At 43.2% G+C, this 20,720-nt stretch carries 21 protein-coding genes; 4 read left to right on the forward strand and 17 right to left on the reverse strand.

Annotation, left to right across the window (positions count from 1 at the left end):
• Positions 1–181: 181 nt before the first annotated feature.
• A complete protein-coding gene (locus tag EFK13_RS15430; protein WP_129507856.1) occupies positions 182–928 on the forward strand; it encodes an LMBR1 domain-containing protein in 747 nt (248 codons plus the stop codon).
• Between the two features lie 36 nt (positions 929–964).
• On the opposite strand, the gene bceB is transcribed toward EFK13_RS15430, so the two are convergent.
• From bceB to EFK13_RS15490, 12 genes are all read right to left on the reverse strand, one after another.
• On the reverse strand, positions 965–2,905 hold the full coding sequence (gene bceB, locus EFK13_RS15435; RefSeq protein ID WP_129507855.1) for a bacitracin ABC transporter permease BceB: 1,941 nt from the start codon (positions 2,903–2,905) through the stop codon (positions 965–967).
• Positions 2,895–3,656, reverse strand: coding sequence for a bacitracin ABC transporter ATP-binding protein BceA (gene bceA, locus EFK13_RS15440; protein WP_129507854.1), 762 nt, complete (start codon positions 3,654–3,656; stop codon positions 2,895–2,897). Before bceA ends, bceB begins: the two co-directional genes overlap by 11 nt.
• A gap of 101 nt (positions 3,657–3,757) precedes the next feature.
• On the reverse strand, positions 3,758–4,762 hold the full coding sequence (gene bceS, locus EFK13_RS15445; RefSeq protein WP_129507853.1) for a two-component sensor histidine kinase BceS: 1,005 nt from the start codon (positions 4,760–4,762) through the stop codon (positions 3,758–3,760).
• The gene (gene bceR / locus EFK13_RS15450) at positions 4,740–5,450 is read right to left on the reverse strand and encodes a two-component response regulator BceR (protein WP_129507852.1); all 711 of its coding nucleotides are present in this window, start codon (positions 5,448–5,450) and stop codon (positions 4,740–4,742) included. The genes bceS and bceR overlap by 23 nt, the downstream gene beginning before the upstream one ends.
• A 96-nt stretch (positions 5,451–5,546) precedes the next feature.
• A complete protein-coding gene (gene ytrF, locus EFK13_RS15455; RefSeq protein ID WP_129507851.1) occupies positions 5,547–6,857 on the reverse strand; it encodes an ABC transporter permease YtrF in 1,311 nt (436 codons plus the stop codon).
• Complete coding sequence (gene ytrE, locus EFK13_RS15460) at positions 6,847–7,542, reverse strand: ABC transporter ATP-binding protein YtrE (protein WP_129507850.1); 696 nt, start codon at positions 7,540–7,542, stop codon at positions 6,847–6,849. Before ytrE ends, ytrF begins: the two co-directional genes overlap by 11 nt.
• A 14-nt stretch (positions 7,543–7,556) precedes the next feature.
• Positions 7,557–8,534 carry an ABC-2 transporter permease gene (locus tag EFK13_RS15465; protein ID WP_129507849.1) on the reverse strand — a complete coding sequence of 326 codons (978 nt, stop codon included), beginning with the start codon at positions 8,532–8,534 and terminating at the stop codon, positions 7,557–7,559.
• A 29-nt stretch (positions 8,535–8,563) separates the two neighbouring features.
• The gene (gene ytrC, locus EFK13_RS15470) at positions 8,564–9,550 is read right to left on the reverse strand and encodes an ABC transporter permease YtrC (protein ID WP_129507848.1); all 987 of its coding nucleotides are present in this window, start codon (positions 9,548–9,550) and stop codon (positions 8,564–8,566) included.
• Positions 9,544–10,422: an ABC transporter ATP-binding protein YtrB gene (ytrB, locus tag EFK13_RS15475; protein ID WP_129507847.1), complete on the reverse strand. Its 879-nt coding sequence runs from the start codon at positions 10,420–10,422 to the stop codon at positions 9,544–9,546. Before ytrB ends, ytrC begins: the two co-directional genes overlap by 7 nt.
• Positions 10,415–10,807 carry a GntR family transcriptional regulator YtrA gene (gene ytrA, locus EFK13_RS15480; RefSeq protein ID WP_129507846.1) on the reverse strand — a complete coding sequence of 131 codons (393 nt, stop codon included), beginning with the start codon at positions 10,805–10,807 and terminating at the stop codon, positions 10,415–10,417. The genes ytrB and ytrA overlap by 8 nt, the downstream gene beginning before the upstream one ends.
• A gap of 32 nt (positions 10,808–10,839) precedes the next feature.
• Entirely contained in the window at positions 10,840–10,968 is a 129-nt protein-coding gene (locus tag EFK13_RS15485; RefSeq protein ID WP_032682082.1) for a hypothetical protein, read from the reverse strand.
• Between the two features lie 154 nt (positions 10,969–11,122).
• Positions 11,123–11,395 carry a YtzC family protein gene (locus EFK13_RS15490; RefSeq protein ID WP_129507845.1) on the reverse strand — a complete coding sequence of 91 codons (273 nt, stop codon included), beginning with the start codon at positions 11,393–11,395 and terminating at the stop codon, positions 11,123–11,125.
• 161 nt (positions 11,396–11,556) lie between these two features.
• On the opposite strand from EFK13_RS15490, the gene mnmL reads away from it, so the two are divergent.
• Positions 11,557–12,525, forward strand: a complete 969-nt coding sequence (gene mnmL / locus EFK13_RS15495) for a tRNA modification radical SAM protein MnmL/YtqA (RefSeq protein ID WP_129507844.1) — start codon at positions 11,557–11,559, stop codon at positions 12,523–12,525.
• On the forward strand, positions 12,522–13,106 hold the full coding sequence (mnmM, locus tag EFK13_RS15500; RefSeq protein ID WP_129507843.1) for a tRNA 5-(aminomethyl)-2-thiouridylate-methyltransferase MnmM: 585 nt from the start codon (positions 12,522–12,524) through the stop codon (positions 13,104–13,106). Before mnmL ends, mnmM begins: the two co-directional genes overlap by 4 nt.
• Here mnmM and tbcS read toward each other — a convergent pair.
• Complete coding sequence (gene tbcS, locus EFK13_RS15505; RefSeq protein WP_129507842.1) at positions 13,096–14,199, reverse strand: tetraprenyl-beta-curcumene synthase; 1,104 nt, start codon at positions 14,197–14,199, stop codon at positions 13,096–13,098. The two genes, mnmM and tbcS, sit on opposite strands and share 11 nt — an antisense overlap.
• Positions 14,200–14,219: 20 nt before the next feature.
• Complete coding sequence (gene ytpA, locus EFK13_RS15510) at positions 14,220–14,999, reverse strand: phospholipase YtpA (RefSeq protein WP_129507841.1); 780 nt, start codon at positions 14,997–14,999, stop codon at positions 14,220–14,222.
• Positions 15,000–15,047: 48 nt separating this feature from the next.
• Here ytpA and EFK13_RS15515 point away from each other — a divergent pair, with 48 nt between their 5' ends.
• Complete coding sequence (locus EFK13_RS15515) at positions 15,048–15,563, forward strand: gamma carbonic anhydrase (RefSeq protein ID WP_129507840.1); 516 nt, start codon at positions 15,048–15,050, stop codon at positions 15,561–15,563.
• 260 nt (positions 15,564–15,823) lie between these two features.
• Here EFK13_RS15515 and alaP read toward each other — a convergent pair whose 3' ends face one another.
• The 3 genes from alaP to metK all read right to left on the reverse strand — a co-directional run bounded on the left by alaP (position 15,824) and on the right by metK (position 20,600).
• On the reverse strand, positions 15,824–17,215 hold the full coding sequence (gene alaP / locus EFK13_RS15520; protein ID WP_129507839.1) for an alanine permease AlaP: 1,392 nt from the start codon (positions 17,213–17,215) through the stop codon (positions 15,824–15,826).
• A gap of 135 nt (positions 17,216–17,350) precedes the next feature.
• On the reverse strand, positions 17,351–19,249 hold the full coding sequence (gene asnB, locus EFK13_RS15525; protein ID WP_119996006.1) for an asparagine synthase (glutamine-hydrolyzing): 1,899 nt from the start codon (positions 19,247–19,249) through the stop codon (positions 17,351–17,353).
• A gap of 148 nt (positions 19,250–19,397) precedes the next feature.
• Positions 19,398–20,600: a methionine adenosyltransferase gene (gene metK, locus EFK13_RS15530; protein ID WP_003229102.1), complete on the reverse strand. Its 1,203-nt coding sequence runs from the start codon at positions 20,598–20,600 to the stop codon at positions 19,398–19,400.
• Between the last annotated feature and the right edge of the window lie 120 nt (positions 20,601–20,720).

Below are 20,720 nucleotides of genomic sequence, written 5' to 3' on the forward strand. Positions count from 1 at the left end.
CCCCTTTCTTACCTAAAAAAGCTCATGAAAAAAACGAAACCTAAATCGGCTCCGTACGAATCCAGTTATCATAGCACATTCATTCTATCTGTCTATCTCACATTTTTCAACTGATGTGCGTGAAAAAATCTAACAAATATTGTTCAGAAAATGTAAAATAAATAGAAAAAGGGGTCATTTTATGGAAATGGCATTAGCATTCTTAGGTGTTCTAGCATGTCTCATTTCGCTTAGCTATGGATTGTATCACCTCGTCAGATATGTGCTAAAAAAGGAAAAACGTTTTTCTAAGAAGCTCTTTTGGCCGCTTTTGATAGGAGGCCTGGTGCTGCTCTTCACCGGGGCAGGACTGTCAGAGCCTGATGCCGCTGCAGCAAATGCTGAGAAAAAATATTCAGCGTTAAACGCCGAATATCAAAGTCTCACAAAAGAGCATGAAGCACTTGAGAAAGAATATAAATCTGTTAGCTCTGAAGCAAAGAAATGGAAAGACAACACGGAAGATCAAGACAAGCTTAAGCAGCTTGAAAAAGAAAATAGCGAGCTAAAAAAGACTCAGAAGTCATTAAAAGCGCAGATGAAAGAGCTTCAAGACAATCAAAAACAGCTCAAAGAAGATACAAAAACGGTAAAAGCCGAAAATGAAACACTCCAACAAGACAATACAAAGCTTGAAAAGCAATTAAAAGAAGCGAAAAGCCAAACTGCAAGTTCTCATGAAGACACCGGAAGTGCTTCAAGCCATACAAATCAAGCTGATGAAGCAAAAACAGCTGACACGGCAGATGGCTGTAATATTAAAGGAAGCAAAAACGGCATCTACCACACGCCAGGCAGTACATACTATGACCGGACAACCGATCCGGCTGAAATGTTTTGCTCAGTTGAAGAAGCGGAAGCCGCCGGTTACCGGGCGCCAAGACGATAAACAAAAAGCTCCAGAACCTCTGGAGCTTTTGCCGTTTCACAACGACGATTTAATCACCTTCTTATAATAAACAACGGACAGAAAACCAAAAATGGAGTAGAGCCCGGTGTATATCACCATGACCATAATCATCGGCGTCCACACCTCTGATCCGAATAAGAACCAGCCGGATTGGACGGCGAAGTAGCTGTGGAAGAGGCCGACAACCAGCGGAATGCCGAAGTTGTACATTTGTTTGATGCGTATCCCCTTTATCAGGTCATCCCGCGTAAAACCGAGTTTTCTCAAAATCGTATAATTTGGTTTTTCATCTTCACTTTCACCCATTTGTTTAAAATAAAGGATACAGCCTGAGGTAATCAGGAACGTTAATCCTAAGAAACCGACGATGAACATTACAAGACCAAACAGTGATTTTTGTGCAATGCTTGTATCCAGCCTTGATAAATGCTGATCTTTGTTGTTCACCTTTTGAAAAAGCTCATTTGCTTTTTCCAGCTGGTCGTCATGTTTCACAGTGATGCCGATAAATTCAGATTGCGCGAGCTGAATGCGCGGGTCTTTATCTTTGTTCAGCCGTTTATACAAACCGTCATCCACTATAACTGTTGGCATTCCCCCGCTTGTAAACGTGTAGGATACAAGAAACTCATCTCTTAATCCTTTATAGTGTAATGGCTTCGTTTCATTTTTGCTTTTCACTTTTATGCTGCCGGAGTCTTTTAAAATCATGATTTTTTGCAGCAAGTCGGTGTATCCTGAGAAAACCGCCTCCCCAGCCGCCACATCGACTCCTTTTACATCTTTGTCGCTAACAACAGCAAGCTGTAATTTGCTTGGATCGCCCTGCATTTCTTTCGGATCTCCATCCATGATATTTGTGACATCAAAAGCCGCTTGCAGGACAGGAGTTTCTTTTTTCGCATACGAAATGTTGCTTTCACTCAAACTGTTTTCAAATTGTTTGGCATCTTTCTCATTCATGAATGAAAAATCAGCCGCTACATTTTGTTCAGCGGTTTTTCCTGCCGAGTAATACGAAATATAAGCGAGCGATAACAGCCCGATGGCGAGCGCTGAAACGGTTGTAATAATCGTCAGCAGCAACGCGTTCGATTTCATTCTGAACATGATCGATGACAATGACAGGACCTCTGAAATATTTAAGTAGCCGCCCTTGCTTTTTCGAATGATGTTCGAGATGAACGTAACCGATCCTTTATAAAAGAGAAACGTCCCGATAATGACAGTTCCAAGGATAAAGCTCATCGCAGCAAACAGTTCATTCATGGTTTTAAATTTTCCGCCAAACAGCTCAGAAGACACATAGTATCCTGTCAAAATGAGCACGATGCCTAAAGCGCCAATCAGCATTTGGAAAAATGATATTCTCTTCACTTTATCTTCAGTGGAAGACGCCACTTTAAATAAGGATAAAATACTTTGTTTTTTGATAAACGTATAATTCATGAGCATAATCAAGAGGTAAATGCCGCAGAACACAATAATCGTTTGAATCAAGGCTTGCTCAGAAAAGTGCAGCTTCGCATCCGTTTCAACATCGACAATTTTAAACAGAATCATGAGCACAAGCTTTGATATGGAAAACCCGGCCACTACCCCGATGGCTAAAGAGCCGAAATACAGCATGACATTTTCCGCACTTAAGATGCGAAAGATTTTATGCTTTGTCATTCCGATTAATTGAAACAGCCCGATTTCTTTACTCCGTCTCTTAATAAAAATCGTATTGGCATATAAAATAAAGATTGTCACCACAGCGACAAGCAAAATCGAAGCGGTTTTAATGGCCGCGGCTCCCTTGATTGAAGCCTTTACTTCGTTAATCGCAGGATCATATTGGAGCGTGACAAAGGCGAAATAAAGCGCCACGCTAAAAATTAACGCAAACACATACAGATAGTAATTCCGAAGATTCTTTTTCAGATTTCGCAGGATAAGCTGATTAATGTTCATGCTGCACCCCACCTAACACGCCTTGCGTTTTCATGATATCCTGGAAAAACGTCTGCCTGTCTTGGCCTCCTTTATTCAGCTGCGTATACATTTGCCCGTCCTTAATAAAAATCACTCTGCCGCAGTAGCTGGCAGCAACAGGGTCATGGGTAACCATAATAATCGTAGCGCTGCGTTTCTGATTGAGCTGGCTCAGCTTGTTTAATAGATCAGAGGCTGATTTCGAATCGAGCGCGCCGGTCGGTTCATCAGCGAAAATAATGCTCGGGTCATGAATAAACGCTCTCCCGGCCGATGTTCTCTGCTTCTGGCCGCCGGAAATTTCATTCGGGTACTTATCCCGCAATTCATAAATCCCCAGCTCTTTTGCAACTTCCTCAAATTTGCGATTGGCGTCCTTTTTTGATATTTTCGTAATTGATAACGGCAGAAGGATATTCTCTTTCACTGTCAATGTGTCTAACAAATTGTAATCTTGAAAGATAAATCCTAAGTGCTGTTTTCTGAATTCAGCCAGCTGCTTTTCCTTCATAGAAGTCATTTCGTTTCCGTTAATGTTGATCGTTCCATGACTGACCTGATCAATCGAAGACAGTACGTTAAGCAAAGTGGTTTTGCCCGATCCGGAAGCACCCATAATACTGACGAACTCGCCCTTTTCAATGTGAATATCGATTCCCTTCAGCACTTCGTGTTTATTCAGCTTGTTTCCATAGCTTTTTCGAATTTTATTTGCTTCTAAAATCATCATTTCCGCAGTCTCCTTTATGTTGGATAATCTCATTATAAAAAGGAATGCCGGGCTTTTCCTTCGATTGGGCGAACAAAAAAGAAAAGCATGTGACATTTTCGTCACACGCTTATGACACGTTCAAATTGGTTCCGTTTTGGAAAGGTTAAGGTAAAAACTGTTCCCGCACCGAGCTCTGAATGCACATCAATCTGGATCAATAACGGCGCCGCTGCTTTTTTCGCCAAGTACAGCCCCATGCCAGTGGACGCTTGATCCTGGTGGTCCGTCGTGGATGTGAATCCTTTATCAAAAATGCGCGGCACATCTTTTTGATCAATGCCCCTGCCAAAGTCTTTCACTTCGAGCTGCGTCTCTTCCCCTTTTTGAAAGCTTTTGATCTCAATGTCGGAGGCTTCGCTGTATTTCACCGCATTTGTCAGCAGCTGCCTGATGATAAAGGCCAGCCATTTTGCATCGCTCAGCACTTCTTCGGCCTCAAGCTGGATGTCAAAACCGATCCCTTTTTGGATACACCACGATTGTAAATCCTTGATTTCCTTGAAGATCAAAGGCTTGAACTGAATGAATTCTACAGACAGATCGTTTTCAATAAATGATATGCGTTTTTGATGAAGCTGCTGATCAAGCAGCAGGTGAATACGCAGCCATTCATATGACAGCTGGGATTTTAACGCTTGATCCTCCATTCTATCTATGAGTAAATGCATCGCTGTTAATGGGGTTTTGACCTCATGAATCCATGCCATCAGCTCATCTTTTTCATTTTCTAAAGCCAAGCGGTGCCGGGCTGCGGTTTGCTTCAAGTGTTCCGTTTGTCCGGTAATGCTTCTTTCAACCATTGCTTCAAACGGCGTTTCCGGCTCACCTATCACTGTCACATCAAGATTGTTCTCCCATGTTTTCAGGCTTTTATAAAACGCCGTTTCTTTTCGATAGCGGACCCAAAGAAATATCATAAAAAACAACACACACAAATACACCATATAAAGCACATTTTCAAATGAAATGGAAGGATCAACAAAAGCAATGGACAAAATCAAAGCCTGCTGAAACAAAAACGCGGCAATCCAGCTTCGCCTTTCAATGAGGAATGCTTTCATCATAGAAATGATCCTCTTCCTTCGCGATGTAGCCTTGGCCGACTTTCGTCTCGATATATGCGCCAAGCTGCAGGGCCTCTAGTTTTTTTCGCAGGCGATTGACATTGACGGTCAGCGTATTGTCACTTACAAAACGCTCATCATTCCACAAGCTTCTGATCAGCTCTTCCCGGCTGACGATCTTGTTTTTTTGTTCTATTAATTGTTTGAGAATGAACATTTCATTTTTGGTCAGTTCAACAGAGCCTTTGTCATTGCTGACGAGGTTCTGCTCCGCGTCTATGGCAGCTCCGCACCACGTTTTGATCGCGCTTGGCTCCGTATTATAATGATGCATACGCCGGAAAATCGCCTGGATTTTCGCTATCAGCACATCAAAATGAAACGGCTTTTGAATAAAGTCATCCGCCCCAAGCTGCATGGACATCACCATATCAGCAGGATGATCCCGGGAGGATAAAAAGAGAATCGGAACATTTGACCGGGAGCGGATCAGCCGGCACCAATGAAATCCATCAAATTTAGGCAGCTGGACATCAATAATGACGCAATCAGGCTTAACCGCCGCAAATTCCTCCAGCACTCGACTGAAATCCTGAATGCCATATACATCATAGGACCATCCAGTTAAACGATCCTTGATTTCATGAAACAGCGATTCATCATCTTCAATCAGCAACAGTTTAAACAATCGACTCACCGCACTTTTTCCTTTTTTATCAAGTGTATAGCAAAACGCCATCCTGCGCTATAGAGAAAGCCGGCTGTCTCAGCCGGCTCGTACACATTATAATTCTCTTCTCAATGCTGTCAGCACGTTGGTTTTGGTCGCTTTTCTCGCCGGGTTCATACCGGAAATCACCGCAACCCCTCCGCAAATCACAACAGCGATGATGACAAGGCTGAGCGGAATGTAGGAGAATGTGTAATTCAGATCGCCCGCATCGCTTCCGCTTGTCGCCGCGAGAATCATTGGAACAGCCAGGTTGACAAGGTAGCTCACGCCGTAAGAAATGATAATTCCAATGACACAGCCTAAAATTCCGATATACGCGCTTTCCATCAGGAACATGCGGCGGATAATAGACGGACTCGCCCCAATCGCTTTCATAATCCCGATCTCCTGCGTTCTTTCTGTCACCGCCATCGTCATCGTGTTAAAGATACCGATCGCAGAGATGATAACCGCGATACATCCGACAAAGATCAGGCCGATTTTGAAGACCATGAAGAAGGTGTTGGCTCCCTCAAGCTCGGTAGTTACTGATGTGACATAGTACCCGTCATCTGTTAGATCATTTGTCAGCTGCTCCACATTCTCAAATTTATCAGCAAAAACGCCAATGTTAGTTTCAACATTTCCGCCTTTAAAATCTAAGAATTCCGAAAAATCTTTTTTGAATTGATCACTGATAAAAATGTTTGAGTCCTCCATCCAGTCTTGAGATGGTTTTTTTGTAATACCGACAATTTTAAAGTCATATGTTTTTGTTTTCTCAACATCCCCTGTTTTAGGATCTGTTTTTGATACACTTAATTCAATCGTTTTGTTCAGAATATCTTTCGTATAGCCATCTGGTTCTTTTATATCTTCTGGATTTCCTTTTGCTTCCTCAATCTTCTTGTTATATTCTTCCGATTCTTTTTTCGTCAATAATCTCTTTGCGAAGTCGTATCCTACTACGATTTCATTTTCCGACTTTGCGACTCTTCCTTTTTCCAATTCCATATTAGCCTTTAATTCATCATTCATATTAGTAAAAATGAGATTTGAGCTTTCATTTGTACGATTGCCTAAAGTAGCTTTGTTTGGTTCATACACTTGCGTTCTTTCTACAACTGACCTTACGTGATCATACTTCTCTAAATCAGCTTTTTTAATAGGCTTATCTCCTTCCTTGCCCATTACACTGACCTTCGTTACAACCTGCTGGCTCATCGTCATATCTGTGATCGTCTTTTGAATCCCGAAACCAACCGACGACAGCACCACCAAAAACGCACACGCCATTGTTGTCGCAAGAATTGTCATAAAGACACGCAGCCTGTTTTTCTTCATATTTCTTCTGATAAAATGAACCTGATCCTTAAACCTCAACGGTAATTCCTCCTTTTAGCACACCATCATGAAGCTGAAATTTTGAATGTCCGATAGACGCGACTTCATCATCGTGAGTGATGATCACAAATGTAATGCCCCGTTCGCGATTCAGCTGCTGGATCAAATCCAATACTTCCTGTTCCGTTTCTGAATCAAGGCTTCCCGTCGGCTCATCCGCTAAAATAATAGATGGGTTTAAAATCAACGCCCGCGCAATACTGACACGCTGCTGCTGGCCGCCTGACAGTTCATTCGGATAATGAGCGGCGTGATTTTCCAGACCGACGCGTTTCAGCATGTCCTGCACCTTTTGCTTTCGCTCAGATGGTTTAATCCCTTTTAACGCCAGCGGCATTTCAACATTCTCATACGTCGTTAAACCCGGGATAAGCTGAAAGCTTTGAAAAATAAACCCGAAATGATCAAGACGAAACTGCGCCCAATCCTTTTCATTAAAGCCCGTCACATCAGTGCCATTAATGACAATCCGACCTTTTGTCGGAGATATGTAGCCGGAAATTAAATTCAGAAGCGTTGATTTACCTGATCCGCTTCGCCCGACAATGCAGGCAATTTCACCTTTCGCCACACTTAATGAAACATCCTTCAATACTGGAACTTCATTCTCACGGCCTTTTTTTCCGATCGTGAAAGAATGGTCGATATGCTGAACATCTATCATATTTTCTCTCTCCCTTACAAATGTTTCGTTTTTTTATAAATCGCAAAATAACTGATCAAAAAACCAATGACCGCGCCTGCAGCCATACCGATGACATAACCGGTAAAGCTCTCGCTTGCAGCGTATCCAAAGTAGCCGAATCCTAAAATACCAATGATGATGACGATCACTTGCACCGGACGGTCCAATGCTTTCCATAAAAAGAAATATCCGTTTCGTTCATTAGACAGTTTGATAAAGCTGATGTAACCGATGATATAAAATATAGCGCTCCAAGCCGCTGGAAAGAAAAGATATTGAGCTGAATCCATCACCCATTCGGGATTAACAAACATAATTGGGATAATATACTGAAGCCAATCAGGTACTTCAGTATTTAAAAACGCGACATTCTGTCCAAATATAATCTCTAAATTTTCGGCCGGTAAAGCAATCAATAGAAAAGGCAAGATAGTGACAGTAAATGAAACCAGCAGCTGCGAAAAAATATTTCCCGTTAAAGCACCTGCGGCCAAGACTAGCGAATACGCCATTAAACTGATAAGCATCATCCCTATACTAAGATGATGAAAATGAATCACTTTTTCAGGCTTCAAAAGCAAAATCAGGAAAACAGATAAAACATATCCTATGAGTTGCGGTGCCACAATCACCATTCCGCCGGTAAAGAACTTCGCATTATATATCTGTCCACGTGTATAAGGAAGGCTAAATGTAAAATCAAACAAGCCCTTGCTTCGTTCAATTCCAAGCTGGCTGACCGCCAAAACGACACCCCAAATCCAGAACACTGAGATAAATGTGCCGTTTAAATAGTTAATCGAAAATACGCAGTTTCCGACCCACTCGTTCTGATGATCGACGCATCCTTGATATGAGATGTACGTATTTAAAACGGTAAAAGGATTGCTAAGCATAAATACGAAAAAAATCGTGGTTAGCAGAGCTTTATTTTGCTTCCACTCTTTATAAAACAGCCCGGAATCCGGCATACCACTTCCCTCCAAACCGAAAGTATTTCTTAATGTTTCATTTTCTTATTAATAGCGAAGTAGCTCACAAAGAATCCAACAACTGCCCCAATAATCATTCCTAAAATATAACCAATAATGGATTGTCCGGCAGAGTATCCAAACAAACCAAATCCAAGAATACCAAAAGCGATAACCAGAATTTGTACCGGACGATCTAATCTGTTCCATAAGAAAAAGTGTCCGTTTCGTTCACTTGGAAGCTTTTTGAAGCTTATCAAACCAATCAAGTAAAACAGAACACTCATGGCAGCTGGAATCATTAAAATATATTTACTATCGATAAGCCAATCATTTGCAACATAAACAAGGGGAACAAGATAGTATAAATTGTTTGTCAGCTTAAAATAACCCTCAGCTGAAGGGAACATTTCCCATACATTCACACCAAAAATAACTTCCATGTTACCAACCGGCAATGCAACAATTAAATATGGCAGTACCGCAGCAGCAAATGCCGTTAATAACTGGGCAAAAACATTCCCCGTTAATGCCCCAGCGGCCATCAACAAACAGTAAGCCATAAAACTAATGACGATTACTCCAACACTGCTGTGTTCAAAAAAGTAGACGTGTTCAGGGTTATAGACAAGAATCAGCAGCCAAGCAAGCAAAAAGCCAAGCAATTGCGACAGCACAATCACTAAACCGCCCAACCAAAATTTCGTCTGGAAAATTTGGCTTCTGTTATATGGGAGGCTTAATATAAAATCCATCGTGCCCTTTGAACGTTCCATTCCCAGAAAGCAAACCGCCAAAATAACACCTGGCATCCAGTTGATATCTATCAGATTGCTCCGATGATAATTTACAATAAAATCACAATATTGCGGGTCTTGATCAGCAAGACATCCCTGATAAGACAAATACGCATTAACGATAGAAAGCGGATTTGCCAGCACTAAAAACACAATACTTAACAAAATCACCATTTGATTCTGCTTCCACTCTCGATAGAGGAGACCTCGGTCTACCATCTCCGCTTCCCTCCAAACTTCGCAATGAACACTTCTTCTAAGTTGACAGGAAGCTCATTCCATACTTTTGGCTTCAGCTCTCTTAAAAAGCTCTTTTTCTCCTCATCGCTTTTCGGAATCAGCACCGTATAGAACACGCCGGCCTGATCGAGCATCGGAATGTTTTGCTCTCTGATCGCCAAATTGACATCTGTGTCAAACGCCATTTGAATTTTGATGTAATCTTCTTTTAACTCGTCGAGATCCATTACATTCGTCAGCCTGTTGTCTTCGAGAAAACCAATTCGGTTGCACATCCGCTCTATGTCCTCAAGCCGGTGGGAGGTGATCAGAATGCTCGTATCACGTTCCGCCACTTCATCGATCATCAGCTGGAGCACATCGTGCCTTGTCACCGCGTCAATGCCGTCCGTCGGCTCATCAAGAAGAATCAGCGCCGGTCTCGCCGCAAACGACAGAACGAGCGACAGCTGCTTTTTCAAGCCCGTCGACAGCTCGCGGTATTTTTTCGTTTCTGGAATTTCGTATCTGTTCATCAGTTCATTCGCGTACGTGACATCAAATTTCGGATACATTCTTCTCAGGATATCGACAAGCTGCTTGTATGTATACCTATCGTAAAAAGGATTTTGAACAGGCATATAGATGATATTCTGTTTGACCTTCGGATGCTTTTTGATCTCTACGCCGTCGAACAAAATCGTCCCGCTGTCTGCAAAAATGATTTGCTGGATTAAACGGAGCATTGTCGTTTTGCCTGATCCATTGCGGCCGAGCAATCCGAAGATTTCTCCTTTTTCTATCGTTAATGAAACATCTTTTAGTACTTGATTGCCGTCAATCGTTTTTGACAGCTGCCGCAGTTCAATCATCCTCTTGGGCTCCTTTCACATCAGCGCTGATTTCCTTTATCCATTCTTGCAGTTTTTCCAGCTCAACCCCTGCATAATGGGCATCGATGATGAGCTGTTTGAGTTGCTCTTTAATCATCGTCATCTTCCCTTCAACCAAAGTCGTCTTTGCATTCTCCGATATATAGGTCCCTCTGCCCCGCAGCGTTTCAATAATCCCATCACGCTCAAGCTCTTTATACGCTTTGCTGACAGTGTTCGGATTCGCAATAATGATCGTCGCCAATTCTCTGACAGAAGGAAGCTTATCACCGGGCTTCATGATCCCTTTTAAACAAAGCTCTTTCATCTGCTGAATGATTTGCTCGTAAATAGGCGTGGAGCTTCTTGGATCGATTTGAATCATTTACTTCCCTACTTTCTATACGATCTGCCCTCTTATAAATAAAATGGGTCAATCACACTTTTTTGCCATTCAAAACCGATCATCACAAGGACAAGAAAAAATGAACAGGCGATGACTGATGCCGTAATCAGCATCGGCAGGTTTCGCTTTTTATTTTTCATAGCGGCCTCCTTTTAGCTAAATAAATGACTGATCTATTGTAAGTGTCTATAGTGTATTACATCAGTTAGTACACTTAATACAATAAATACTTTGGCACATAAAGTCAATCCTTTTTTTACAAAAAAACGGACCCTTATCAAAAGGGTCCGTTTCTTACACATCAAGAGGGTGTTGCAGGATCATATTATTTTGCAAAGCTTGAAGCTGAAGTCTCATTCTGTACAGCTGTTCTCTCTGCTGATCATTTGACGACAGCCACAGCTTATTCAAAGCATTTACCGCATTTTCGAGCTGCATTTGAGCATCACTGTACTCCTGATCATTGTAATGCTCTTGTTTAGAAGCGATTTTAAGCTGTTCTTCAGCATAATCATATGTCTGCATACATTGCTGGAGATGTTCATCTACTGATTGTCTTGTTGCCACAGTAACCCCTCCTCTTGGTAATGGAAACAATCCATCATTCATATTGTAGCCCCATCTGACTTCGTTCAATAAAGTAATTTATGGTCGATATTCATTTGTTCTCTTGTGAAATGCGTGCTACAATTTTAGGATGCAATCGTACGCAAGGAGGCACATGAATTGTGATACAGAACAATCCTTTTCCTTATTCAAATACGGAAAAACGCTATCATACATTGAATTATCATCTTAGAGAACATTTCGGCCATAAGGTGTTTAAAGTGGCGCTGGACGGCGGCTTTGACTGTCCGAACCGGGACGGCACCGTTGCCCACGGCGGCTGTACATTTTGCAGCGCAGCAGGTTCCGGCGATTTTGCCGGAAACAGGGCCGATGATTTAATTACGCAATTCCATGACATCAAAAACCGCATGCACGAAAAATGGAAGGACGGCAAATACATCGCCTATTTTCAGGCCTTCACCAACACGCATGCGCCGGTTGAGGTGCTTCGCGAGAAATTTGAATCTGTGCTCGCGCTTGATGATGTGGTCGGCATTTCGATCGCCACGCGTCCGGACTGTCTGCCTGACGATGTCGTTGACTATTTGGCAGAGCTGAATGAACGCACGTATTTGTGGGTTGAGCTCGGGCTTCAAACGGTTCATGAACGGACTGCTCTTCTGATCAACCGCGCACATGATTTCAACTGCTATGTGGAAGGCGTCAATAAATTAAGAAAACACGGCATACGTGTCTGTTCGCATATTATCAACGGACTGCCGCTTGAAGACCGGGACATGATGATGGAAACCGCAAAAGCCGTCGCAGATTTGGACGTTCAGGGCATTAAAATCCATCTGCTGCATCTATTGAAAGGCACGCCAATGGTCAAGCAATATGAAAAGGGAAAACTGGAATTCCTTTCTCAAGATGAATATGTGCAGCTCGTCTGCGATCAGCTTGAAATCATTCCGCCGGAAATGATCGTTCACCGCATTACAGGTGACGGACCGATTGAATTGATGATCGGGCCAATGTGGAGCGTCAACAAATGGGAAGTGCTTGGCGCTATTAATAAAGAACTTGAAAATCGCGGCAGCTATCAAGGAAAGTTATTTCAGCGGCTTCAGGAGGAATCAGCTTTATGATTCTGAAAAAAATTCTTCCTTATAGTAAAGAACTGCTGAAAATGGCCGCGGGAGAAGGAGATATCGTCGTAGATGCAACGATGGGCAACGGACATGATACGCAGTTTTTAGCGGAGCTTGTCGGTGAAAACGGCCATGTGTACGCTTTTGATATACAAGAATCAGCCGTGGCCAATACACAGGAACGGCTCGGTGAGACTTATCAAGCGCGAGCAACATTATTTCACAAAAGCCATGACAAAATCGCTGAATCTCTTCCGCCGGAAACACACGGCAAAGTGGCGGCAGCTGTGTTTAACCTCGGCTATCTGCCGGGCGGGGACAAATCGATTACGACGAGCGGCAATTCAACCATCAAAGCAATTGAACAGCTTCTCAGCATCATGAAAGATGAAGGCCTGATTGTGCTGGTCGTCTATCATGGCCACCCGGAAGGCAAAGCTGAGAAAAACGACGTGCTCGACTTTTGCCGGAACTTGGATCAGCAAGCAGCCCGCGTGTTAACATACGGATTTATCAATCAGCAAAATGATCCGCCATTTATTGTCGCCATCGAAAAAAAAGCTCAAATCAGCAAATGATTTGAGCTTTTTTCTTTGAGTTTTTCATCCAGGCCATTTTTTGAAATTTCCGGTAGGCTCTGCCGTTGATATAAAAGAAAAAGGAGGTTTTTCCGCTTGCTTTGATCAGCTTCTTCGCGAGCCGGCCCATTTCCTTTTGGCCCGCCACTTTATCATCTGACAAATAAACGCCAAGCAAGCCGCGGTTGATTAAACGATGAAAGTTTTCATGCGGAATGCCTTGCAAATGCTCGTCGGCTTTTTGGATAAAATGTTCAAGCCGCTTCATCATTTCTTCATGCGACTCATAATACGAGCAGAAATTTAAGTCCCCTTCCAGCAAATCCTCCTCTTGATCAATCAAATAATCAAGCAAAATGTGAAGACCTTGTATGTAAGGAAAATAACTATTGCGGATTTTTTCAGCGGTGTTTTCTGTGAAATCAGGCTGGAACGAATACGCAACAAGACAGAATATGCCTAACGTCGAGCCTGCACAAGCTGAAAATTCATACCACTCCATCTCGGGCAGCTCTGATTCATATTGAGTAAACCATTTCTCGAGCCGAGGAACACGCTCATGCTCAATGACGTGCTTATGCACCTGCAAATCGCAATAATAGCCGCACAGTTCAAGCAGATAAGGCTTAATCATGTCGTAGTGCTCAATTGAACCAAGGACACGCTGGCACGTTTTGACCAATTCATGCAAATATCCGCTGTCATCCTGTTCTTCTCTGAATTGATAATAATTTTGCGGTTCTGCCCCCACTGTCAATGCGTCCCGCATTGACGCGTGGAGCATTCGAAAATCCTGCGGATCAAGCGAGGTGCTGCGGTCGCACAGATTGTCCAGATAATCACTGATCGTTTGATACGCGATGATAAACTCGACGCATTTCTGCTTTTGGTTGCCTGACAATAAGGCCAGTATGCCGCCGCCTTCACAGTGGAACGTTTTATCTCGAATACTCGCGGTTGCCTGTGCTTTTAATTCACTGTTATGAATTAATTCTGATTTTTGTTTCCATACGTCCAGCTCTTGATGAACGAGCGGAAAAATATCTCGATATACTTTTGCCATCAGTCCAAAAGGATGTTCCGGTACTGTCAACACATGCACCCCCAACTAGTTCAAATATATTGATCAGTAAACGCTCTTGCTGCTTTAAAAACATCTTCTCTTTCGGGCTCGTTAAATATTTCATGATAAAGCCCTTCCCACTCTCTGTACGCTTTATTATGGGAAGCTACACCATTAAACCATTTGATGACCTTCGTCTTGTCAACAAGCTTGTCGTCACCGGCCTGCATTACAAGAAGAGGCACTCTTATCAACGCGTCTGTCGGCACCATCGCTGACTCAATTGTTTTTAAAAGCTCTCTGTACCATCTGACAGAAACTTTCCTGACGTATAACGGGTCATTTTGGTCGGCTTCGATAACGTCCTCATTGCGCGTCGCCATATCAATCGATAATCCCGAATCAACTTTAAGCGACGGAGCGATGACATTCAGGCCTCTTGATGCAAGGTCAAGCGCTTTATTGACTTTAATTTGCAGTCCGAGACACGGTGATGATAAAATAATTCCCGTAATGCGGGGATTTCTTTGCTGTTTAAACCATTCAATCGCGATCAGGCCGCCCATGCTGTGACCGAGAAGAAAAACAGGCAGCTCAAAGGTTCGCGCTTTATCTATCCAAGTATCTACTTCATCAATGTATTCTTGAAATGAGCGAATATGCCCTCTGGCCCTTGTCGTTGTCCCCTGGCCCGGCAAGTCGCCCATGACAACGTGATAACCCGAGGATCTCCACATTTCAATCAGCCATTTATATCTTCCGTGATATTCACTTGCCCCGTGGATCATCACAATCACGGCAACAGGTCTGTCTGCTTTCCAGGTCCACATGCTCTTCACCTCATACGAAATTTAAATAGAGAAAGAAGGATGAATACTATGATCTACCCTTATAAGGAACATATGCCAGATATCCACCCAACAGCCTTTGTAGCTGATAATGCAACAATTACCGGTGATGTCGTAATCGGAGAACATTCCAGCATTTGGTTTTCCGTTGTCATAAGGGGAGATGTCGCGCCGACCAGAATCGGAAACAGAGTCAATATCCAAGATTTAAGCTGCCTCCATCAAAGCCCAAACCGGACGCTTCTCATTGAAGATGACGCCACGATAGGACATCAGGTTACACTTCATAGCGCCGTTATCCGCAAGAACGCCTTAATAGGAATGGGCTCAATTATTCTAGACGGAGCTGAAGTAGGCGAAGGCGCCTTTATCGGTGCCGGCAGTCTAGTCCCGCCCGGAAAAACCATTCCGCCTGGCCATCTCGCCTTTGGCCGTCCTGCAAAAGTCATCCGCCCTTTGACGGAAGAAGACCGGCAAGATATGCAAAGAATACGATCTGAATATGTAGCAAAGGGCCAATATTATAAATCACTTCAGCAAACATAAGACCTGTTTCGTCTTACTTTACCATTTTTTAAATTATGTTTGAAAGCAATAACCATTGTTTACCCGGACGGAATGACAGTTCGGGTTATGATTTTTCCATAAAACGTTCACATGTAGCATGAAACGTGTGACTTTTATCTTATCATAAAACATGATCCGCAACTGAAGCAGCCTCTGTAAAAAAACACATTCCTATTCTTTCCTGCTCTCTAATTTCTATGTGTGCGTACACAAAAAGAGCCCGCTGGGAGCTCTTTTGGTCAGCTGATATTTCGTTCGCTGGCAGCCGCCGCATTTTTCTTATGAAAACCTTTTCCATAATACACGGCAAGCAAGATGAGAAACCATACCGGCCCGATAATGACAGCTACTCTTGTATCGGGACTGTACGCCATAAGAATAACGACAAATGCTAAAAATGCCAATGACACATAAGACGTAAACGGAAAGAAAGGCATTTTGTATTTTAAGTGTTTCTTCTCTTCAGGCTGCAAGCTTTTTCGGTATCGAATCTGAGAAAGCAAAATGATTGCCCACGTCCAAATCGCCCCGAACGTCGCAATGCTTGTGACCCAAGTAAACACCTTCGCAGGCACAACATAGTTTAACAGCACTCCGACTAATAAAGCGCCCGCTGAAATAAGAACAGCTTTTCCCGGGATGCCGCCTTTTGTCAGCTGTCCATATGCTTTTGGCGCCTCTCCCTGTTCCGCTAAGTTAAACAGCATCCGCCCTGTGCTGAAAATGCCGCTGTTGCATGAAGACAGCGCGGCCGTCAAGACGACGAAGTTAATGATGCCTGCAGCCGATGGAATGCCCACTTTTTCGAATGTGAGGACAAACGGACTTCCTTGTGAGCCAATTTCCTGCCATGGATAAATAGACATAATGACAAATAAAGCACCTACATAAAAAATCAAAATGCGCCAGAATACCGTATCGATTGCTTTGGCTAACGATTTTTGCGGGTTTTTCACTTCACCGGCCGTCACCCCGATCATTTCAATCCCTAAATAGGCGAACATCACCATTTGGAGTGACAATAAAACTCCTTTTATTCCATGAGGAAAAAATCCTCCATTGTTCCACAAATTGCTGATTCCGGTTGCAATGCCTCCATTGCCGACACCTGCGATAATCATCAATAAACCGACTACAATCATTGATAAGATTGCGACAATTTTAATCAAAGCGAACCAAAATTCCAGCTCTCCGTAAGCTTTGACAGCCAAGAAATTAACACCCGTCATAATGACAAGCGCCGATAATGCCCAAATCCAGTTTGGCACGTCCGGAAACCAGTACCCCATATAAATCCCGACAGCAGTAATTTCAGCCATACAGGTTACGACCCATAAAAACCAGTAGTTCCACCCTGTTAAATAGCCTGCAAGCGGTCCCAAATAATCACGGGCATAGCGGCTGAAGGAGCCGGCGACCGGTTTTTGAATGGCCATTTCTCCAAGCGCTCTCATAATAAAAAACATGATCATGCCGCTTATGGCGTACGCTGCCAAAATACCCGGCCCTGCTAATTGAATAGCTGATGCGGAACCAAGGAACAATCCCACTCCTATGGCAGCTCCTAAAGACATTAAAGAAATATGCCTTTCTTCGAGTCCGCGGTGCAGCTCTTGTTTTTGATTTTGCATGCTTTCTTCTCCCCTAGAAAAAAATATCAATAAAACATTTTTCTGAATATTCCGTATGGATTGGGTAATCAATGATGATGGAGAAATAAAAGGATAATAACAAGGCTTTCGACGAATCGAAAGCCTTGTTGTCTGTTACACAAAGATGACTTCTTTAGGCTGATGGCTCAGCTCCTCAGGCATATACCGTTTTTCGATATTGATGCTGTGCCAGATCATAAAGATCAGTACAGTCCAGATTTTACGGCTGTTATCAGCCTTGTCCGCACAATGGTCTTCAAGAAGCTGAAGGACATAATCCTTGTGGATATAAGCATCCGTTTGGCTTTCCTGAATAATGTTCCGCACCCATTCGTTCATTTCGTTTTTCAGCCAATGACGGATCGGTACAGGGAAACCAAGCTTTTTGCGGTTTAATACGTGCTCAGGAACAATTCCTTCAGCGGCTTTGCGAAGAAGATACTTCGTCGTGCCGTTCTTCGTTTTCAGCTCATCAGGAATTTTTGAAGCAACGTCGAATACGACTTTATCCAAGAACGGCACACGCAGTTCCAAAGAATTCGCCATCGTCATTTTATCCGCTTTTAACAAAATGTCACCGCGCATCCAAGTGTGGATATCGACGTACTGCATTTTGTTGATATCGCTGTACGAGCTGCTTTCTGTAAAGTAAGTCTTCGTCACATCGCGATATGAAAGGTTCGGATTATAATGCTTCAGCAGCTGCTTTTTGACAGATTCTTCAAAGATCTTCGCGTTACCGATATAACGATCTTGAAGCGGAGTACAGCCGCGCTCCAGCAAGCTCTTTCCTCTCATACCTTCAGGCATAACGGCCGCAACGTGCAGGAGCATTTTTTTCAGGCCGGACGGAATGCGTTCAAACGGTTTAAGCGAAAGCGGCTCACGGTAAATGTTATATCCGCCGAAGAGCTCATCCGCACCTTCACCTGATAAAGCAACCGTTACATGTTTTTTCGCTTCTTTTGCTACAAAGTACAACGGAATCGCTGCCGGATCAGCAAGCGGATCATCAAAATGCCATACGATCTTCGGAAGCTCGTTCATGTATTCCTCAGGCGAAATGACTTTGCTGATATTTTCAATGCCAAGCGCCGCCGCAGTTTCTTTCGCTACATCGACTTCACTGAAGCCCTGCTGTTCAAACCCGACAGAGAATGTTTTTAAGCTTGGATGAAGTTCCTTCGCAACGGATACAATAAAGGAAGAATCAATTCCGCCAGACAGGAATGAACCGACAGGAACGTCACTTCTCATATGAACGTTCACAGAGTCATAGATCGCGTCTCTGACTTCTTTCACAAGCTTATCTTCTTCAGTCTGAACCGGCTTGAAGTTCGCTTTAAAATACGTTTTGAATGTGATATCGCCGTCCGGGCGGATTGTAAACTGTGAACCCGGCTCTACTTTTTTCACATTGATATCAAGTGTGTTTGGTTCAGGAACGAATTGGAAAGACATGTACTGCTGCAATGCCTCTTTATCTATTTCAATATCATTCTGAGCAACCATTAAACTTTTTCTCTCTGAGGCAAAATAAACCTGATCATTGATCGTTGTGTAGTACAACGGTTTAATGCCGAATGGATCTCTTGCTCCATAAAGCACATGATCGTTTTTATTCCAAATCAGAAAGGCAAACATACCGCGCAGTTTGGACGCCGCTTCTTCTTTATAATGACGGTAAGTCGCAAGAAGAACCTCTGTGTCCGAATCCGTGTTGAATGTATACCCCTTTGCTTCAAGTTCTTCTCTCAGTTCAATATAGTTATAGATTTCTCCGTTAAAGATAATCCAATATGTTTCATCTTCATATGATAAAGGCTGTCCGCCATTTTCTACATCAATAATGCTGAGCCGTCTGAAACCGAATCCAACGTGCTCATCATGGAAATATCCATCACTGTCAGGACCGCGGTGAACGATCATTTGGTTCATTTGTTTGATTAGTTCTTCTTGATCAGCGGTTTGAGCTAACGGATGCTTGTTAAAAACCCCGACAAATCCACACATAGTATTGCCTCCATAATTAAAATTGTCATCATTGAACCCCTATTTATAGACGCTGTGAATAGTATTTGGTTTCACGGTTATGTAAAAAAATAAACATGAATACAACGTAAAAAAGGGAAAGCCGCTTAACCAGTAAGCGGCTATAAAATTATTCTCCTAACGCTTCTTTACGCAGCTGCTCTGCTTTGTCTGTGCGTTCCCACGGAAGATCAACATCGTGGCGTCCAAAGTGGCCGTACGCAGCAGTTTGTTTGTAGATCGGACGGCGTAAATCAAGCATTTTGATAATGCCGGCAGGTCGTAAATCAAAGTTATTGCGGACAACTTCAATCAGTTTTTCCTCAGAAGCTTTTCCGGAACCGAATGTGTTGATTGAAATTGACACAGGCTGTGCAACACCGATCGCGTAGGCAAGCTGTACTTCGCAAGAATCTGCAAGCTCAGCCGCAACGATGTTTTTCGCAACGTATCTTGCTGCATACGCCGCGGAACGGTCTACCTTCGTCGCATCCTTACCTGAGAACGCGCCTCCGCCGTGGCGTGCATAGCCGCCGTACGTATCAACGATGATCTTGCGTCCTGTAAGTCCCGCATCTCCTTGAGGGCCTCCGATAACGAAACGTCCTGTAGGGTTGATGAAATATTTTGTTTCTTCATCAATCAGCTCTTCAGGAACAACCGGATTGATCACATGTTCTTTAATGTTGCGCTGGATTTGCTCAAGCGTAATTTCAGGGTGGTGCTGAGTTGAAATAACAATCGCGTCGATGCGGACAGGCTTGTTATTTTCATCGTACTCAACCGTTACCTGTGTTTTGCCGTCAGGGCGAAGGTACGGAAGAATATCTTCTTTACGGACTTCACTCAGGCGGCGGGCCAATTTATGAGCTAGTGAAATTGGAAGAGGCATAAGCTCTTTCGTTTCATTGCACGCGTAACCGAACATTAAACCTTGGTCACCCGCTCCGATCGCTTCAATTTCTTCGTCGCTCATTGTGCCTTCACGGGCTTCAAGCGCTTGGTCTACACCCATCGCGATATCGGCAGACTGCTCGTCAATTGATGTTAAAACCGCACAAGTTTCCGCATCAAATCCGTATTTTGCACGTGTGTATCCGATTTCTTTAATGGTTTGGCGAACCGTTTTCGGAATGTCAACATACGTAGATGTTGTGATCTCTCCGCTGACAAGAACCAAACCAGTTGTCACAGATGTTTCACAAGCAACACGCGCGTTAGGGTCTTTCTTTAAAATTTCATCTAAAATGCTGTCAGAAATCTGGTCACAGATTTTATCCGGATGCCCCTCCGTAACAGATTCTGATGTAAATAAACGACGATTTTTACTCATGATTTGCTTCCTCCTGCACAAGGCCTCCCGAAAGACCTTGTATATATGATACGGAACTCGCTCCCTCTTATACAATGTAACGTTATATTAGAGAATGTTAATTGGCATATTTATGAAATA

Source organism: Bacillus cabrialesii (assembly GCF_004124315.2).
In the GTDB taxonomy this organism is placed as follows: Bacteria; Bacillota; Bacilli; order Bacillales; family Bacillaceae; genus Bacillus; species Bacillus cabrialesii.

What these genes read in the sequence shown, in the direction of transcription:
- EFK13_RS15430 (WP_129507856.1), top strand. Translation starts at nt 182, where the DNA reads ATGGAAATGGCATTAGCATTCTTAGGTGTTCTAGCATGTCTCATTTCG.
- bceB (WP_129507855.1), bottom strand. Translation starts at nt 2,905, where the DNA reads ATGAACATTAATCAGCTTATCCTGCGAAATCTGAAAAAGAATCTTCGG.
- bceA (WP_129507854.1), bottom strand. Translation starts at nt 3,656, where the DNA reads ATGATGATTTTAGAAGCAAATAAAATTCGAAAAAGCTATGGAAACAAG.
- bceS (WP_129507853.1), bottom strand. Translation starts at nt 4,762, where the DNA reads ATGATGAAAGCATTCCTCATTGAAAGGCGAAGCTGGATTGCCGCGTTT.
- ytrE (WP_129507850.1), bottom strand. Translation starts at nt 7,542, where the DNA reads ATGATAGATGTTCAGCATATCGACCATTCTTTCACGATCGGAAAAAAA.
- EFK13_RS15465 (WP_129507849.1), bottom strand. Translation starts at nt 8,534, where the DNA reads ATGCCGGATTCCGGGCTGTTTTATAAAGAGTGGAAGCAAAATAAAGCT.
- ytrC (WP_129507848.1), bottom strand. Translation starts at nt 9,550, where the DNA reads ATGGTAGACCGAGGTCTCCTCTATCGAGAGTGGAAGCAGAATCAAATG.
- ytrB (WP_129507847.1), bottom strand. Translation starts at nt 10,422, where the DNA reads ATGATTGAACTGCGGCAGCTGTCAAAAACGATTGACGGCAATCAAGTA.
- ytrA (WP_129507846.1), bottom strand. Translation starts at nt 10,807, where the DNA reads ATGATTCAAATCGATCCAAGAAGCTCCACGCCTATTTACGAGCAAATC.
- EFK13_RS15485 (WP_032682082.1), bottom strand. Translation starts at nt 10,968, where the DNA reads ATGAAAAATAAAAAGCGAAACCTGCCGATGCTGATTACGGCATCAGTC.
- mnmM (WP_129507843.1), top strand. Translation starts at nt 12,522, where the DNA reads ATGATTCTGAAAAAAATTCTTCCTTATAGTAAAGAACTGCTGAAAATG.
- ytpA (WP_129507841.1), bottom strand. Translation starts at nt 14,999, where the DNA reads ATGTGGACCTGGAAAGCAGACAGACCTGTTGCCGTGATTGTGATGATC.
- EFK13_RS15515 (WP_129507840.1), top strand. Translation starts at nt 15,048, where the DNA reads ATGATCTACCCTTATAAGGAACATATGCCAGATATCCACCCAACAGCC.
- alaP (WP_129507839.1), bottom strand. Translation starts at nt 17,215, where the DNA reads ATGCAAAATCAAAAACAAGAGCTGCACCGCGGACTCGAAGAAAGGCAT.
- asnB (WP_119996006.1), bottom strand. Translation starts at nt 19,249, where the DNA reads ATGTGTGGATTTGTCGGGGTTTTTAACAAGCATCCGTTAGCTCAAACC.
- metK (WP_003229102.1), bottom strand. Translation starts at nt 20,600, where the DNA reads ATGAGTAAAAATCGTCGTTTATTTACATCAGAATCTGTTACGGAGGGG.